The 15,073-nt window shown below is 77.4% G+C and carries 14 protein-coding genes and 1 riboswitch; of the genes, 10 read left to right on the top strand and 4 right to left on the bottom strand.

Translation table 11 applies throughout. From position 1 onward, the window contains the following. Positions 1–5: 5 nt before the first annotated feature. Complete coding sequence (locus OOT42_RS07780; RefSeq protein WP_273654302.1) at positions 6–530, top strand: hypothetical protein; 525 nt, start codon at positions 6–8, stop codon at positions 528–530. Here OOT42_RS07780 and OOT42_RS07775 read toward each other — a convergent pair. Then, positions 517–2,184 carry a hypothetical protein gene (locus OOT42_RS07775; RefSeq protein ID WP_273654301.1) on the bottom strand — a complete coding sequence of 556 codons (1,668 nt, stop codon included), beginning with the start codon at positions 2,182–2,184 and terminating at the stop codon, positions 517–519. The genes OOT42_RS07780 and OOT42_RS07775 overlap by 14 nt on opposite strands. Before the next feature lie 153 nt (positions 2,185–2,337). Next, positions 2,338–2,457, top strand: a riboswitch (TPP riboswitch). A 134-nt stretch (positions 2,458–2,591) separates the two neighbouring features. Here OOT42_RS07775 and OOT42_RS07770 point away from each other — a divergent pair. From OOT42_RS07770 to OOT42_RS07750, 5 genes are all read left to right on the top strand, one after another. Then, the gene (locus OOT42_RS07770; RefSeq protein ID WP_273654300.1) at positions 2,592–3,341 is read left to right on the top strand and encodes a YkoF family thiamine/hydroxymethylpyrimidine-binding protein; all 750 of its coding nucleotides are present in this window, start codon (positions 2,592–2,594) and stop codon (positions 3,339–3,341) included. Next, positions 3,338–4,045 (top strand): ECF transporter S component, encoded by a 708-nt coding sequence (locus OOT42_RS07765; protein WP_273654299.1) that lies wholly within the window; start codon positions 3,338–3,340, stop codon positions 4,043–4,045. The genes OOT42_RS07770 and OOT42_RS07765 overlap by 4 nt, the downstream gene beginning before the upstream one ends. Next, the gene (locus OOT42_RS07760; RefSeq protein ID WP_273654298.1) at positions 4,042–5,652 is read left to right on the top strand and encodes an ABC transporter ATP-binding protein; all 1,611 of its coding nucleotides are present in this window, start codon (positions 4,042–4,044) and stop codon (positions 5,650–5,652) included. Before OOT42_RS07765 ends, OOT42_RS07760 begins: the two co-directional genes overlap by 4 nt. Beyond that, positions 5,649–6,458 carry an energy-coupling factor transporter transmembrane component T family protein gene (locus OOT42_RS07755; RefSeq protein WP_273654297.1) on the top strand — a complete coding sequence of 270 codons (810 nt, stop codon included), beginning with the start codon at positions 5,649–5,651 and terminating at the stop codon, positions 6,456–6,458. Before OOT42_RS07760 ends, OOT42_RS07755 begins: the two co-directional genes overlap by 4 nt. Before the next feature lie 71 nt (positions 6,459–6,529). Next, positions 6,530–8,227 carry a CYTH and CHAD domain-containing protein gene (locus OOT42_RS07750; protein WP_273654296.1) on the top strand — a complete coding sequence of 566 codons (1,698 nt, stop codon included), beginning with the start codon at positions 6,530–6,532 and terminating at the stop codon, positions 8,225–8,227. A 71-nt stretch (positions 8,228–8,298) separates the two neighbouring features. Here OOT42_RS07750 and OOT42_RS07745 read toward each other — a convergent pair whose 3' ends face one another. Then, entirely contained in the window at positions 8,299–9,237 is a 939-nt protein-coding gene (locus OOT42_RS07745) for a VOC family protein (RefSeq protein WP_273654295.1), read from the bottom strand. Positions 9,238–9,326: 89 nt separating this feature from the next. Further along, a complete protein-coding gene (locus tag OOT42_RS07740) occupies positions 9,327–9,962 on the bottom strand; it encodes a hypothetical protein (RefSeq protein WP_273654294.1) in 636 nt (211 codons plus the stop codon). Positions 9,963–10,237: 275 nt separating this feature from the next. Between OOT42_RS07740 and OOT42_RS07735 the strand changes: the two genes are divergently transcribed. The 3 genes from OOT42_RS07735 (at position 10,238) to OOT42_RS07725 (ending at position 13,437) form a co-directional block, all read left to right on the top strand. Further along, positions 10,238–11,833: a DEAD/DEAH box helicase gene (locus tag OOT42_RS07735; protein ID WP_273654293.1), complete on the top strand. Its 1,596-nt coding sequence runs from the start codon at positions 10,238–10,240 to the stop codon at positions 11,831–11,833. 195 nt (positions 11,834–12,028) lie between these two features. Continuing rightward, complete coding sequence (locus OOT42_RS07730) at positions 12,029–12,631, top strand: sulfite oxidase-like oxidoreductase (protein ID WP_273654292.1); 603 nt, start codon at positions 12,029–12,031, stop codon at positions 12,629–12,631. After that, positions 12,619–13,437, top strand: coding sequence for a ferredoxin reductase (locus OOT42_RS07725; RefSeq protein ID WP_273654291.1), 819 nt, complete (start codon positions 12,619–12,621; stop codon positions 13,435–13,437). The genes OOT42_RS07730 and OOT42_RS07725 overlap by 13 nt, the downstream gene beginning before the upstream one ends. 17 nt (positions 13,438–13,454) lie before the next feature. Here OOT42_RS07725 and OOT42_RS07720 read toward each other — a convergent pair whose 3' ends face one another. Then, positions 13,455–14,447 (bottom strand): sigma-70 family RNA polymerase sigma factor, encoded by a 993-nt coding sequence (locus tag OOT42_RS07720; protein WP_273654290.1) that lies wholly within the window; start codon positions 14,445–14,447, stop codon positions 13,455–13,457. Positions 14,448–14,507: 60 nt separating this feature from the next. Between OOT42_RS07720 and OOT42_RS07715 the strand changes: the two genes are divergently transcribed. Then, a complete protein-coding gene (locus OOT42_RS07715) occupies positions 14,508–15,068 on the top strand; it encodes an NUDIX domain-containing protein (RefSeq protein WP_273654289.1) in 561 nt (186 codons plus the stop codon). Positions 15,069–15,073 lie beyond the last annotated feature (5 nt).

Here is a 15,073-nt window from a genome sequence, read left to right as displayed (position 1 = left end):
GCCGCGTGCGCCGTCGCGGCTACGTCCTGACGTCCGACTGGCGCGTGGGCGCACCGCTCGCGCGGTGCTGGGACGTGCTCGCCGACCCCGCGCTCACCTGGCCGCGGTGGTGGCCGCACCTGCGCACGCACGACGTGCGCCCCATCGACGGGCTCGTCGGCAGCTCGGCGACGCTCCTGTTCCGCACCCCGCTCGGCTACGCGCTGCGGGTCGGTCTCGTCGTCGAGTCCGCGCAGGCCCGGCAGCGAGTGCTGGTGCGCGCGTCGGGCGACCTCGAGGGGCGCGGCGACGTCGTCCTCACCGCGCTCGGACCCGCGCTCACGCGCATCAACGTGGTCTGGGACGTGCGCACGACGCGGGCGTGGATGAACGCGAGCGCGCCCCTGCTCGCCCCCGCGTTCGTCGCGTCGCACGCGCGCGTCATGCGGCTCGGCGAGCGCGGCCTCGACCGGTACCTCGCCGGATCCGGCGCGCGCACCCCGGGCACCGACCCCGCCGCGGCCCCGGTGACCGACGTCACTGGTACGTGACGAGGTCCGGCACGGGCTGCACGCCGTAGGTCTGCACCGGGTCGAGCATCGGCACGTCCTCGTCGACGAAGTTCTTCCAGCCCCAGCGCACGGCGGGCGCGCCGTTGCGCAGCGTCGCCCACGTGCCCGCCTTCGCGGGCTGGGAGCCCTGGCCGTCGACGTGGATGACGGTCGCGAGCTCGTCGTGCGACGTGTCGAGACGCTCGCGCCCGGCGATCATGCGCAGGCTGAACTGGTGCAGGACGAACATCTTCTGCGGCAGCGCCCGCTCGCGGGTCAGGCCCGCGAGCCACGCGCTCACGGCGTTCACCTCGTCGACCCCGACGGACCCGATCTGGCGCAGGTGCACCTGGTCCGGGGCCAGCCGCCACTCGGGGTCGAGCGCGAGGCCGACGTGCGGCTGCGCCAGCAGGTCCGTGTAGAGCTGCGCCTGGGTGAGGAAGTCCGTCCGGCCCGGCTGCAGGTCGAGGATCACGAGCTGGCCCGCGGCGCCCGCCGCGTCGACCAGCGGCCGCAGCTCGTCGACCGACCGCTCCTGCGAGTAGTTCCCGTCGGGGCCCGGACCGGCCGAGGCGATCGACGCGATGATCTCGACCGCCGGGACGACCGTGTCACCCGTGAGCGGGCGGTACGCGTCGGCCTGCCCCTGCGCGCGCGCCACCGTCGCCGGCACGTCCTGCTCGCCCAGCACGCCGAGCGCCGCGGTGCCGGGCGTGCCGTACAGCGCGACGTACCGCTTGCCGGGCTGCCCCGGCACGCCGGGGAAGACGAGCTGGCCCCCGCCGGGCAGCTGGACGCCCGTCGACGCCGACGCGACCCGCGCGGCGACGCGCTCGGGCGGTCCGAACCCGTCCCCGAGCGCGACGACGTGCGCCGGGCGGCGCTCCCCCAGCGCCTGGACCGTCGCCGCGAGCGCACGGGGGTCGCCCGCGGGCACGTCGACCGCGTCGACGCCCAGGAGCGCCGCGTTGGCGACCGCGACGGGGTACGGCGCCGTCACGCCCGTCAGGAGGACGGTGGACTCGACGGGTGCGGGTGGGCTCGTGCGGGGCAGCGTCGCCGTGCCGGTCGCGTCGGGCGACGCACCGGGGCGCGCGGAGCGGGTCGCCGACGGGCTCGCCGCGCGGGTCGAGGCGGTCGGGGCGGGGGCCGCTGTCGCCGTGGGTGTCGCGATGCCGGCCTCGCCGGGCACGACGGAGACGCCGTCCGGCACCGGGGCCGTGGCGCCGACCGTGAGCGCCCAGCGCGTCCCGAGGCGGTCGAGCTCACCGGCCAGCACGTCCGGCGGCACGCCCGGTCCGGCGAGCAGCACGGGAGCACCGAGACGCGCCCCCTCCCGGATCGCGGCCTCCTGCGCGGGCCCGTCGGCGGCGTCGGCGAGGACGACCACGGGCGCGCTCGCGACCAGCGTCCGGACGACCTCGAGCGCCGCGGTCTCGGCGGTGGCGGCGGGCAGCACCGTCGCCGGCACCGTGAGCTGGACCGCCTCCGCGGAGACGGGCGTGGCCGACGGGCTCGGCGTGGGCGAGACGCTCGTCGTGGGCTCCGGCCGCCCGTCGTCGGCGGTGCACGCGGCACCGAGCCCCAGGCACACGGCCGCGACGGCGGCGGCGGTCGTCGTGCGCCGGATCGGCGCGCGGTTCCGGATCGTCACGGTCCTCCCTCGGCGGTCGGCGCCCCACTGTACGGGGGCACCCTGTCGGCCCGCCCTCCGGGGACGAGGCCCTGGACGCGTGCCCGCGCGCCGGCGACCAGCGGGCGGACCGGGGTTCCGACCACGCCGGTCGGGCGCTACGGTCGGCGGCGACAGAAGCCCCCGGGGAGCGCAGGAGCGCTGAGAGTGCGGCCGGACACCACGTCCCACCCGCAGACCCGTGGAACCTGACCTGGTTCGCACCAGCGTAGGGAGCAGGGCACTCGTCGCCGACGCGTCCGTCGGCGACCGGCGTCCGTCGGGCTCGACGCGACGCCTCGTCGCGCCACCCGCCGGTCCTCGGTCGTGGGCGCCGTCGTGCGGCCTCGTGCTGCTCGCCGGGGGTCCGCCACCACCGGAGGACCACCATGAGCACTCCCCTCACCGCGGCCGCCGCACGCCCGGCCGCGACCGCCGCCGACCTCGGCGTCGGCGCCCGCTTCTCCCTGCACCCCGCGTCCGACGACGCGGTGCGCCTGATCCTCGACGCCCTCGCGCACGCCGACCGCACCGGCGTCACGGTCACGACGGACGACGTGTCGACGCTCGTGCGCGGCTCCGAGGCGGACGTCGTCCGCTACGTGCACGACGTCCTCGCCGCCGCAGGCCGGCACGGCACGCACCTCGCGGCGCACGTGCAGCTCTCGCGCGGCTGCCCGGGTGAGGTCGCGTGCACGGTCGCCGACGACGTCGTGCTGTCCGCGGTCGCGGCGCCCGAGCTGCCGCGCACGGGCCTGCGGGCCGCCGCGCACTGGGCCCTGTACCCGCTCGACGACGGCACGCCCGGGCAGCCGGGCGACCACATGCGCGCGATCGAGCAGGCGGTCGCGGTCGCGCGGGCGCGCGCCACGGTCTCCGCGTCGCACTTCGTCACCCGGCTCGACGGGGACCTCGCCGACGTCCTCGGGGCCGTCGCCGACGCGTGGCTCGCGGCGGCCCGGCACGTGCGGCACGTCGTCGCGCACGTGACGGTCACGCTGCACTCGCCGTCGTGGAGCGACGGGCCGTCGACACCGGCCACGAGCGGCGTCCCGACCGGGGCGTCGACCGGCGACCCGACCGGCCCCGCCGCCGGCGCCGCGACCGGGACGACCGACGCCGCCGGGGCCGACCGGTGAGCGCCGCACGCGCCCGCGTCACGCTCGCGGAGCTCGTCCTGCTCGCGGTCCTCGCCGTCGTCTTCGGGTTCCTGTACTGGGCGCTCGTGCAGGCGTGGGGCGCGCTCCAGCTCGCGATGGGGCCGTTCGGCGACCTCGCGCAGCACGTGCTCATCGGCGGCTGGATGGTCGCGGCGCCGCTCGCGACGTACATCGTCCGCAAGCCCGGGGTCGGGATCGTCGTGGAGCTCGTCGCGGCGTTCGTCGAGGTCGCGTTCCTCGCGTCGCCCGTCGGGCCGATGCTCCTCGTCGTGGGGCTCGTGCAGGGCGCCGGTGCCGAGGCGGCCTTCGCGCTCACCCGGTACCGCCGGTACGGCTGGGGCGTCTTCGCGCTGTCCGGCGTGCTCGCCGGGCTCGCGAGCACGGCGCTCGGCGCGGTGCGGTTCGGGTGGCTCACGCAGGACTGGTTCGCGTGGCGGCTGGGGCTGCAGGTCCTGAGCGGGCTCGTGCTGTGCGGTCTGCTCGCGCGGGTCGTCGGCGACGCGCTCGCGCGGACCGGAGTGCTCGACAACACCGCTCTCGGCCGCGAGCGGCGCGGGCGGGCGGCGGCGGTGCCGGCCGTCGCGCCGACCGGCTCCCCCGCCGACGAGGTGACCACCGCGGCGCCGGCCGCCGGAGCGGGCACCGCGCACGAGCGCGTCGACGAGAGCCCGGGCGTGCGGTGATCTCCACGCGCGGCACGACCGTCCGCTACCCGGGAGCCGCCCGACCGGTCCTCGACCGCGTCGACCTCGACGTCGGGCCCGGCGAGCACGTCCTGCTGCTCGGCGGGTCCGGCGGGGGCAAGAGCACGCTGCTGCGCGTGCTCGCGGGCGTCGTGCCGCGCGTCGTCGACGCCGACGTGACAGGCACCGTCGAGGTCGCCGGGCGGTCGCTCCCGGCCGACGACGCGGACCCGTCGACCGGGTACCTCACGCAGGACCCCGCCGACCAGCTCGTCCTGCCGACCGTGCGGGACGAGGTCGCGTTCGGCCTCGAGAACCGCGCGGTGCCGCCCGGCGAGATCCCCGCGCGCGTCGAGGCCGTGCTGCGGGCCGTCGGCGCCGCGCACCTCGTCGGCCGTCGCACGGCCGACCTGTCGGGCGGCGAGGCCCAGCGCGTCGCGATCGCCGCGACCCTCGTGACCGCGCCCGACGTGCTCCTCCTGGACGAGCCCACCGCGCTCCTCGACCCCGTCGCGGCCCGGGCCGTGGCCGGGGTCGTCGCGGCCACCCGGACCCCGGACCGGTCGAGCGTCCTCGTCGAGCACCGCCTCGGCGAGCTGCCCGACCTGCCGGGCCGCACGGTCGTGCTCGACGACGGCGGCCGCGTCGTGGCGGACGGGCCGACGACGCACGTCCTCGCCGGGCAGGCGGCGCGGCTCGCCGGGCTCGGTCTGGCCCTGCCGTTGCCCGTCGAGCTGCGGGCGGCGGGAGTCGGGTCGCTCGACGCGCTCGTGGCCGGTGGGCGGCCGGACGGCGACGGCGGACGCCCGGCACCGGTCGTGCTCCGGGCGCGTGACGTACGCGTCCGGCGCGACGGGTGCGACGTCCTGCACGGGGTCGACCTCGACGTCCGCGCGGGCCGGGTGACCGCCGTCGTCGGTCCCAACGGGGCGGGCAAGAGCACGCTGCTGCTCGCGCTCGCCGGGCTGCTGCGCGCCGCGGGCACGGTGCGCGGCGGCACGGTCGGCGCGGTGTTCCAGCGGCCCGAGCACCAGCTGCTCGCGCGGACCGTGCACGACGAGATCGCGTGGGGGCCGCGCCGCGCGCGCCGCGCCGACGTCGCGGCCGTGGTCGCCGCGGCGCTCGGGCGGTACGCGCTCGACGGGCTCGCCGAGCACGACCCGTTCCGGCTGTCCGGCGGGCAGCAGCGGCGCCTGTCGCTGGCCGCCGCGGCGGCGTGCGGGCACGACGTGCTGCTCGCCGACGAGCCGACGTTCGGGCAGGACCGCCGCACGACGCAGGCGTGCACGGACGCGTTGCGCGCGCTCGCCGACGAGGGGCGCGGGGTCGTCGTCGTCACGCACGACCTGCGCCTCGTCGCGGAGCTCGCCGACGACGTCGTCGTCCTGCGTGACGGCCGCGTCCTCGGCGGCGGCCCGACGCAGCACGTCCTCACGGACGACCGCCTGCTCGCGGACGCGGGGCTCGTCCTGCCGCCCGTCGTCGTCGCCGCCCGGACGACCGGCCGGCCGGTCCGCACCGTGCTCGCCGCGCTGCGCGAGGCGGTCGCCCCGGCCGGCCCGCGGCTGTCGGTCCCGCCCCTGTCGACGGCTGCGGTCGCGCGATGAACGGCCCCGCGCTCGGCCGGGCGCTCCCGCACGACTCGCCGCTGCACCGCCGCAACCCGACCGTGAAGCTCGCCGTGTCGTCCGTCGTGTCGCTCGTGCTGCTCGTGCCGGTCGACCCGTGGACGCCGGGCGTCCTGCTGCTCCTCGCACTCCCCGCCGCGGCGATCGGCGGGCGCGTCGACCCGCGGACCGTCCTGCGGGCGCTCGCGCTGTTCGCGCCGTTCGCCGTCTCGGTGCTGGCCGTCAACGCGGTCACGCGCCCGGGCGACGTCCTCGCGCGCGTCGGCGCTCTCGAGGTGACGACGACGGGCCTGTCGGTCGGGACCGCGCTCGCGCTGCGCACGCTGCTGGTGGGGCTGCTCTCCGTCGCGTTCACGCTCACGACCGACGCGGGACGCCTCATGACCAGCCTGCACCAGCACGCGCGGCTCGGGCCGCGGGTCACGTTCGCGGTGCTCGCCGGCTACCGCGTGCTCGAGCAGCTCCCCGAGCGGTGGGAGACGGTGCGCCGGGCGCAGGCGGTGCGGGAGCCGGGCCGTCGTCCCGGGGCGCCGCTCCCCCGCGACCCCGGGTCGCTCGCCCGCGCCGCGTTCACCGTCCTCGTGGTGTCCCTGCGCCAGGGTGAGCGGCTCGCGATCGCGCTCGAGCAGCGGGGTCTCGGGACCGGGCCGCGCACCGTGGCGCACCCCGTGCCCCTGGACCGCCGCGACGCGGTGCTCGCCGCCGTCGTGCTCGGGACCGTCGGGCTCGTGCTGCTCGCGTCGTGGCGGGCCGGCGTGCTGCAGACGTGGGCGACGGTCGGGTGAGCCGCGCGACGCCGCCGCTCGCGCACGCCCGTCGCCGGGCGGCGCCGCGGGCGGGGTGCGAGGCTCGACGCATGGCGCACCACGAGGTCGAGACCGCGTTCGAGGTCCCGCCGGACGCCCCGCTGCCCGACCTCGCGGGCGTGCCGGGCGTCGCGCGCGTCGAGCACCGTGACCCGGACCGGCTGGTCGCCGTGTACTGGGACTCGCCCCGGCTCGACCTCGCCCGCGCCGGGGTCTCGATGCGGCGGCGCACGGGCGGCCACGACGCGGGCTGGCACCTCAAGGTGCCGCTGGGCGGTGGCGACGAGGGGCGGCGGCGCGCCGAGCACGGCGCCGACCTGACGTCCGCGACGCCGCCCGACGAGCTCGTCGCGCTGGTCCGGTCACGGCTGCGCGACGCGGCGCCCGAGCCGGTCGTCGAGCTCGTGACGACCCGCACGGTCACGCTGCTGCTCGACGAGGACGGCGCGGTGCTCGCCGAGGTCGCCGACGACGTCGTCGAGGCGCGCACGCCCCGGCACGCCGGACCGGACGGCGAGGGCGGTCCGGGCGGTGGCGACGGTCCCGGCGGCGACGGTCCCGGCGACGAGGGTCCGGGCGACGAGGGTCCGGGCGACGGCGGTCCGCGCGGTGGCGACGATCCGGGCCGTGGCGACGGTCCCGGCGGTGGCGATGCTCCGGCCGGCGACGGCACGCGGGCGTCGGCGGACGCCGGGGCGCTGGCGCGCTGGCGCGAGTGGGAGGTCGAGCTCGTCGCGGGCGACGACGCGCTGCTCGCGGCCGCCGGTGCGGCGCTGGCGGCGGCGGGCGGGGTGCCGCGGGCGACGTCGAAGCTCCGGCGAGCGCTCGGTGCGGCGGTCCCGGCGCCGCCGTCGCCCGAGCCGGCGGACGGCACGGCCGCGGAGGCGGTGCGTGCGCGGGTCGCGCGCGACGTCGAGCGGCTGCTGGCCGCGGAGACGGGCGTGCGACTCGGCGACGACGAGGCCGTGCACGACGCGCGCGTCGCGGTGCGCCGGCTCCGCACGACGCTGGGCGTCTTCCGCCCGGTCGTGGACCGCGGCGTGACGGACCCGGTGCGCGACGACCTGCGGGAGGTCGGACGCACGCTGGGCGCCGCGCGGGACCCGTTCGTGGAGCAGGCTGCCCTGCTCGAGCGGCTCGCCGCCGAGCCGGTGGAGCTCGTGCTCGGTCCCGTCGAGCGCCGGGTCGTCGACGACCGGTCGGCGGCCCGCGACGAGGCCCTCGTGCGTGCCGTCGCGCTGCTCGACGCGCCCGAGCACCTGCGGCTGCTCACGACGCTCGACGCGTGGTCGACGGCGCTGCCGCGCGGTCCGCGCGCGGACGACGACGCCGTGGACGTCCTCCCTCGCCGCGTGGCGCGCGCGTGGCGTCGGCTCGAGCGCCGGGCCCGGGAGGCCGACGACGCGACGGGCGAGGCGCGGGACGTCGCACGGCACGCGCTGCGCAAGGCCGCCCGCCGGGCGCGGTACGCGGCGACGACGGCGGCGCCGGTCGTCGGTCGCCCCGCGCGGCGCAGCGCGTCGAGGGCGCACGCGGTGCAGGACGTCCTCGGCCGTCAGCAGGACACGGTCGTGCGCCGGGCGACGCTGCGGCGGCTCGGCGTGCAGGCGCACCTGGACGGCGAGAACGCGTTCACCTTCGGGCGGCTGCACGCGCTCGAGCAGGCGGCCGCGGAGTCGGCCGAGCGCGAGGCCGCGCGGGCGGTCCGTCGCGCCCTCGCCCCGAAGCACCGTGCCTGGACGGCCTGAGCGAACCGCCGCGGTCGAGCGGTCGTCCCGCGGGAGGCGGCGGCCGCTCCTCCGCGGCGGTGCCGGTCGGGTCAGGCCGCCGCGCTGACCCGGACGACGTTGCGCCACGGGTCCTCGAACAGCAGCGTCGCGCCGTCGTCGACGGGACGCGTGCCGGTGAACGCCACGCGGTCCGCGAGCGCGCCGAGGTCGTCCGCGCTGGGCACGACGATGCGCACCTCGCCGAGGCCCAGGGCGGACGCGCGCGGGCCGGCGCCCGCGCTGTTCCACGTGTTCATCGCGAGGTGGTGGTGGTAGCCGCCGGCCGACACGAAGAGCGCGCCGTGCCACTCGGCCGTGACGTCGAACCCGAGCGCGTCGACGTAGAAGGCGCGGGCGGACGGCACGTCGCCGACCTGCAGGTGGACGTGCCCGACGACGGCGTCGCCCTCGGGCCGCTGGTCGAGGTCCTGTGCGAGGTGGTCGCGCACGAAGCCGTTGGGGTCGAGCCGCAGGGAGTCCATGACGACGCGGCCGTCGGCGTCGTGCTGCCACTGGTCGCGGCTGCGGTCCCAGTAGAGCTCGACGCCGTTGCCCTCGGGGTCCGTCAGGTAGAACGCGAGCGACACGAGGTGGTCGGCGGAGCCGACGTAGGTCTCGGGGGCGCGCTGCGCGACCGAGGCGAGCGTCGCGGCGAGCCCGGCGCGGTCGTCGAAGAGGAGCGCGGTGTGGAACAGGCCAGCCGCGCCGCGCTGCGCGGGCGGGAGGTCGGGCGTGTGCCGCAGGACCACGAGGGGCGTCGAGCCGCGGCCGAGGGTCACGACGTCGGGGCGTGCGTCGCCGAAGCGCTCGCCGGGGTCGGGCAGCACGTCGAGGCCGATCGCGTCGCGGTAGAACCGCAGCTGGCGGTCGAGGTCGCCGACGAGGAGCGTCACGGCGTCCATGCCGGTGCCGGCGGCGATCGAGTCGTGCGGCGCACGGGCGACGCTGCGGACGGCGGCCCCCTGGCCGGGGACGGGAGCGGTGGACATGTGGACCTCCTGGGTGGGCTCTTCTCCCTACAATAGTTGATCCTTCAACTTTGTTCCCGCAGCAGCCCCGTGAACGGTCGCGCGCGGGGTCAGTCGGGCTCGCCCGGGAGGTGGTTGTGGCCAAGGCCGGACAGGAACCGCGGGCCCGTCGCGAGCAGCTCCGAGCGCCACGCCGACGCCCACTCCCGGAACGGTCGCCGCGCCAGGCCGTCGTTCGCGAAGCGCGGGTCGACCGTCACCTCGGTCGTGCAGAACTCCGGCACCACGAGGTCCGTGACCGGCCCGCCCCGCTCGACCTCGGCCACGACGAGCGGCGCGTTGCCGCCCGCGAAGACGTCGATCACCCAGCCGTCGGTGCCCAGCCACGCCGAGTGCCGCAGCTTCGCGACGCGCGCCGGAGCCCGGCGGACGATCTCGACCGCGACCAGCGGGTCGAGCTCGCGCTCCGCCTCGTACCGGGTGCCCTCGATCATGGGCCCCTTCACCGTGATCGCGCAGAAGTCGACCGCGTCGACGTGCGCCTCCAGCACCGCGAGCTCGTCCGCGTGCGGGTCGATGCCCTCGATCCCCGACGCCTGTGCGCGCACCCGCACCGCGAACCCGTCCTGCGCGAGCAGGTAGCTCTGCACGATCAGCGTCGGTGTCTCCTCCAGGAGCTCCGTGGGCAGTCGGTCCACGTAGAACCGCCGCTCGAACTCGAAGTCGCCGTAGCCCGTGTCGCTCATCGGCCCGACCGCCCCGCGCGGGACCCCGTGGTGTGCATCCCCCGAGCGTAGCCAGCGGGGACGCGCCCGCCCGGGAGGTGGCCCGCGGTCGTGACGACCCGGTCGCGCCGCGCCCGCGGTCCGGCGCGGCGGTGGACGTCACAGGCACGCCGGCGGCGTGGTGTGAGACCCTGGTGGCATCCCCGGGCAGCGCGACACCCGCGCGCCCCGCGTCGTGGAGACCCCCGGTCTTACCTGCGGCGGCTCCGACGACCCTCCCCGAGAGGCCCCCACCTGTGACCACCTTCGCCGATCTCGGCGTGCCCGCCGTGCTCGTCCGCGCCCTCGCGGACGACGGCATCACCAGCCCGTTCCCCATCCAGACCGCGACGCTGCGCGACTCGCTCGCCGGCACCGACGTCCTCGGCCGCGGCCGCACCGGCTCCGGCAAGACGCTCGCGTTCGCCATCCCGGTCGTCGCGCGCACCGCCGCCGCCGGGCGCCGCACGGCGCCGTCCCGACCGCGCGCGCTCGTCCTCGCGCCGACCCGCGAGCTCGCGAGCCAGATCGACGCGACGATCGCCCCGCTCGCCGCCGCCGCGGGCCTGAGCACGACCGTCGTGTTCGGCGGCGTCGCGCAGTCCCGCCAGGTCACCGCGCTCCAGCGCGGCGCCGACATCCTCGTCGCGTGCCCCGGCCGGCTCGAGGACCTGCTCCGGCAGGGGCTCGTGTCGCTCGACGACGTCGCGATCACCGTCCTCGACGAGGCCGACCACATGGCTGACCTCGGCTTCCTGCCCGTCGTCAAGCGACTGCTCGACCGCACCCCGCGCACGGGCCAGCGCCTGCTGTTCTCCGCGACGCTCGACAACGGCGTGGACGTGCTCGTCAAGCGCTACCTCACGACGCCCGTCGAGCACGCCGTCGACACCGCGCAGTCCCCCGTCGCCGCGATGACGCACCACCTGCTCGAGGTCGCCGACGCCGACTCCAAGAAGGCCGTCGTCCGCGCGCTCGCGTCGGGTACCGGTCGCCGCGTGCTGTTCACGCGCACCAAGCACCAGGCGAAGAAGCTCGCCAAGCAGCTCACCGCCGACGGCATCCCGTCGGTCGACCTGCACGGCAACCTCGGCCAGGGCGCGCGCGAGCGCAACCTCGAGGCGTTCTCGACGGGCGCCGTCCGCGTCCTCGTCGCGACGGACATCGCCGCGCGCGGCATCCACGTCGACGACGTCGGCCTGGTCGTGCACGTCGACCCGCCCGCCGAGCACAAGGCGTACCTGCACCGCTCCGGCCGCACGGCCCGCGCCGGCGCCGGCGGCGACGTCGTGACCCTCGTGCTCCCCGAGCAGCGCGCCGACGTCCGCGCCCTCACGCGGGCCGCCAAGATCACGGCGCAGCCGCGACCCGTCGCCCTCGGCGACGCGCACCTCGACGCGCTCGTCGGGGAGGTCGCGGCCCCGGTCGCACCCGCCCCCGCTGCTCCGGCCGCGCGGCCCACCTCCTCGCGCCCGTCGCAGGGCGGCGGCTCGCGCGGGTCCGGTGGGCGCGGCGGTGCCGGGCGAGGCGCCGGGTCGTCGGCCCGTGGCGGCTCGACCTCCGGCCCGTCGAACGGCGCTCGCAGCGGCGGCGGCTCGCGCGCCGCGGGCGGCGCGCGAGCCGGAGGCACCGGTCGTCCGGTCGACGGCGGACGCCCCACCGGCGGCGGCCGCGCGAGCGGCACGCGCTCCGCGACGAGCGGCACGTCCAGCACCCTGCGGTACAGCTCCGGTGGCCCGACGCCGTCGACCGCCCCGGCCGACACCTCCGCCGGTGCGGGCGCGGGACGGCGCGGCCGTCGCGGTGGCCGCGGCCGTGCGGGTCGCCCCGCGGGCGCACCCTCGGGCGGCTGAGCCGACCGGTGCGTCGCGCGGACCTCGGTCGGCGCGACGCACCGCGACGTCCGTCACGTCGCGTCCGGCTCTGGCGGACGGCACCGGGCGCGGCCCATGATGGCCACGAACGCCCCCCGAGCCGACCGGAGCGACGATGGCACCCGCACCCGTGCACGTCCCGACCTGCGCGGCCACGGCCGCGACCGACCGCTGATGGCGATCGTCTCCCGCGGCTTCCGCGGACGACGCGAGGCCGACCCGCGCCTGCCACCGGGCCAGTACCTCGAACGCGGCTTCCCGGTGCTGTCGGCCGGGCCCACCCCGCGCACCGACCTGTCGACGTGGACCTTCTCGCTCGGTGGCGCCTCCGGGCCGCGCGCCACATGGTCCTGGGCGGAGCTCACGGCGCTGCCCGCCGACGACGTCGTCGTCGACATCCACTGCGTCACCAAGTGGACCAAGCTCGACACGTCCTGGCGCGGGGTCTCGCTCGACCGCCTCCTCGACGCGGTCGAGGTCGCGGACGACGAGCAATACGCGCTCGCGCACTGCGACGGCGGCTACACGACCAACGTGCCGCTCGCCGACCTCCGCGGCGGGCAGGCGTGGATCGCGTACCGGTACGACGGTGCGCCGCTGCCGCCCGAGCACGGCGGCCCCGCGCGCCTGCTGATCCCGCACCTGTACTTCTGGAAGTCCGCGAAGTGGGTCCGCCGCATCGACCTGCTGACCGACGACCAGTGGGGCTTCTGGGAGAAGCTCGGCTACCACCAGTACGGGGACCCGTGGAAGGAGCAGCGGTATTGGGGCGACTGACCGCCGAGCCGGACGACGAGGCCGCCCCGGTCTCCCCCGACGACGCCCCGTACCGCCTGCCGTGGCGCGTCGCGACCCTCGTCGCCACGCGCCGTGAGACGCCCACCGCGACGACCCTCGAGCTCGACGTGCCCGGCTGGCGCGGCGCGATGGCGGGTCAGCACGTCGACGTGCGGCTGACCGCCGAGGACGGTTACTCGACGCAGCGCTCGTACTCGCTCGCGTCCCCCGGCACGCTCGGGCTGCCCACCGGCGCCGACGTCGACGGCTCCCCCGAGCGCATCGCGCTCACCGTGCAGGTCGTCGAGGACGGCGAGGTGTCGCCCTACCTCACGCAGGACCTCGTCGTGGGCGACGAGATCGAGCTGCGCGGGCCGATCGGCAACTGGTTCGTCTGGCACGCGACCGACCCGCACCCGGTGCAGCTCGTCGCGGGCGGCTCCGGGCTCGTGCCGCTCATGTCGATGCTGCGGACCCGGCGCCGGGCGCGGTCGCGCTCACCGTTCCGGCTGCTCGTGTCCGTCCGCACGCCGCTCGACGCGATCTACGCCGACGAGCTCGACACGTTCGACGACGTCGACGTCACGCGCGTGTGGACGCGCCGCGGCCCGCACGGCTGGACCGGGCGGGTCGGGCGCGTCGACGCCGACCTGCTCGCGCAGGCGTGCTTCCCGCCCGACGAGCGCCCGCACGTCTTCGTGTGCGGCCCGACGCCGTTCGTCGAGACGGTCGCGGACCTGCTCGTCGACCTCGGGCACGACCCGGAGCGCATCCGGACCGAGCGGTTCGGGCCGACCGGCACCTGACCCCGGGCCGACCGCGGCTACGCCGGCGCCGACTCGGGCGGGAGCTCGGCGGGGAGCCCGCACGCGGTGAGACGCTCGACGCCGAACCACACGACGACGCGCTGCACACCCGCCGCACCGACGTCGAGCACCGCGAGCTGGAACGCCCGGTGCACGCCGTCGGGGTCGAGCAGGTACACGCCGAACGCGGGCTGGCCGTTGACCGCCGCGGGCACGAGCCGCAGCGCCCCCGGGCCCTTCGCGGGGCACCACGTGCCGATGAGCGCGGCGACGTCGGCCCGGCCGCGGTACCACTCCGGGTACGGCGGCATCTCCCACACCACGTCCTCGGTCATGAGCGCGACGATCCCGCCGATGTCGTACGACTCGAACGCCTCGACGTACGCGTCGAGCAGTCGGCGGCGGCGCTCGTCGTCGAGCGTGCCGGCGTCGTCCGGGTCGAGCTTCGCGACGTGCGCGCGTGCGCGCTGGAGCGTCGAGTTCACGCCCGCGACGGTCAGGTCCAGCGCGTCGGCGACCTCAGCGGCGCTCCACTGCAGCACGTCCCGCAGCACGAGCACCGCCCGCTGCTGCGCGGTGAGGTGCTGGAGCGCGGCGACGAACGCCAGCCGCACGCTGTCACGCGTCACGACGTCCGCGGCGGGGTCGTCCGGGGCCGTCGACCACACGACGGAGTCCGGCAGCGGCTCCAGCCACGACACGGCGTGCTCCTCGCGCGGCTCGACCGCCGGGTCGGCCGCGGGTGCGCCGAGCCCGGTCGGCAGCGGGCGGCGGGACCGGCCCTCCAGGTGGGTGAGGCAGGTGTTCGTCGTGATGCGGTACATCCACGTCCGCACCGACGAGCGCCCCTCGAACCGGTCGAACGCCCGCCAGGCCCGCAGGTAGGCGTCCTGGAGCACGTCCTCCGCGTCGTGCAGCGAGCCCGTCATGCGGTAGCAGTGCGCCAGGAGCTCGCGTCGCAGCGGCTCGACGAGCGTCTCGAAGTCCTGCTCGGTGGTGGTCAGCGTCACGTCTCGACGGTAGCGAGCACCACCGACAGCCCGCGACCCCCGGATGCCAGACTGCCCCGCATGCCGCGCACCCCCACCGACCCGGACCCGACGCCGGACGCCGGACCGACGACCGGCCCGACGGCGCCGACGGCCCCGGCCGAGCACTACGCCGCCGACGACCACCTCGGGCACCGCACGCTGCTGGTCGCCGCCGCGTACGTCGTCCTGCGGCGGGGTGACGAGGTGCTGCTGCAGCTGCGCCGAGGGACGGGCTACCGCGACGGGCACTGGGCCGTGCTCGCGGGCCACGTCGACCCGGGCGAGTCGGTGCACGAGGCCGCGGTGCGCGAGGCCGCCGAGGAGGCGGGCGTCACCGTGCGCGTCGAGGACCTGCGGCCGCTGACGACGCTGCACCGCTTCGAGCGCGGCGGCCCGGCGGTCGAGCAGCGCGTCGACGTGTTCTTCGAGGCGCGCGCGTGGACGGGCGACCCGGTGCGGCGGGAGGAGGACAAGGCGGAGCACCTCGGGTGGTTCCCGCTCGACGGCCTGCCCGAGCCCGTCGTCCCGCACGAGCGGCTCGTCCTGGACGCGCTGGCCCGCGGCGAGGACCCGCCGCGAGTCGTGTCGCTCCCGGGCTGAGCGAT

The organism is Cellulomonas fimi (assembly GCF_028583725.1).
GTDB classification, from domain to species: Bacteria; Actinomycetota; Actinomycetes; order Actinomycetales; family Cellulomonadaceae; genus Cellulomonas; species Cellulomonas fimi_B.
This window is presented reverse-complemented; position numbering and strand designations above follow the sequence as displayed.

Excerpts from the sequence above, each read along its gene's own strand:
- OOT42_RS07770 (WP_273654300.1), top strand. The coding sequence starts at position 2,592 with ATGAGCACTCCCCTCACCGCGGCCGCCGCACGCCCGGCCGCGACCGCC.
- OOT42_RS07755 (WP_273654297.1), top strand. The coding sequence starts at position 5,649 with ATGAACGGCCCCGCGCTCGGCCGGGCGCTCCCGCACGACTCGCCGCTG.
- OOT42_RS07750 (WP_273654296.1), top strand. The coding sequence starts at position 6,530 with ATGGCGCACCACGAGGTCGAGACCGCGTTCGAGGTCCCGCCGGACGCC.
- OOT42_RS07745 (WP_273654295.1), bottom strand. The coding sequence starts at position 9,237 with ATGTCCACCGCTCCCGTCCCCGGCCAGGGGGCCGCCGTCCGCAGCGTC.
- OOT42_RS07740 (WP_273654294.1), bottom strand. The coding sequence starts at position 9,962 with ATGAGCGACACGGGCTACGGCGACTTCGAGTTCGAGCGGCGGTTCTAC.
- OOT42_RS07730 (WP_273654292.1), top strand. The coding sequence starts at position 12,029 with ATGGCGATCGTCTCCCGCGGCTTCCGCGGACGACGCGAGGCCGACCCG.
- OOT42_RS07715 (WP_273654289.1), top strand. The coding sequence starts at position 14,508 with ATGCCGCGCACCCCCACCGACCCGGACCCGACGCCGGACGCCGGACCG.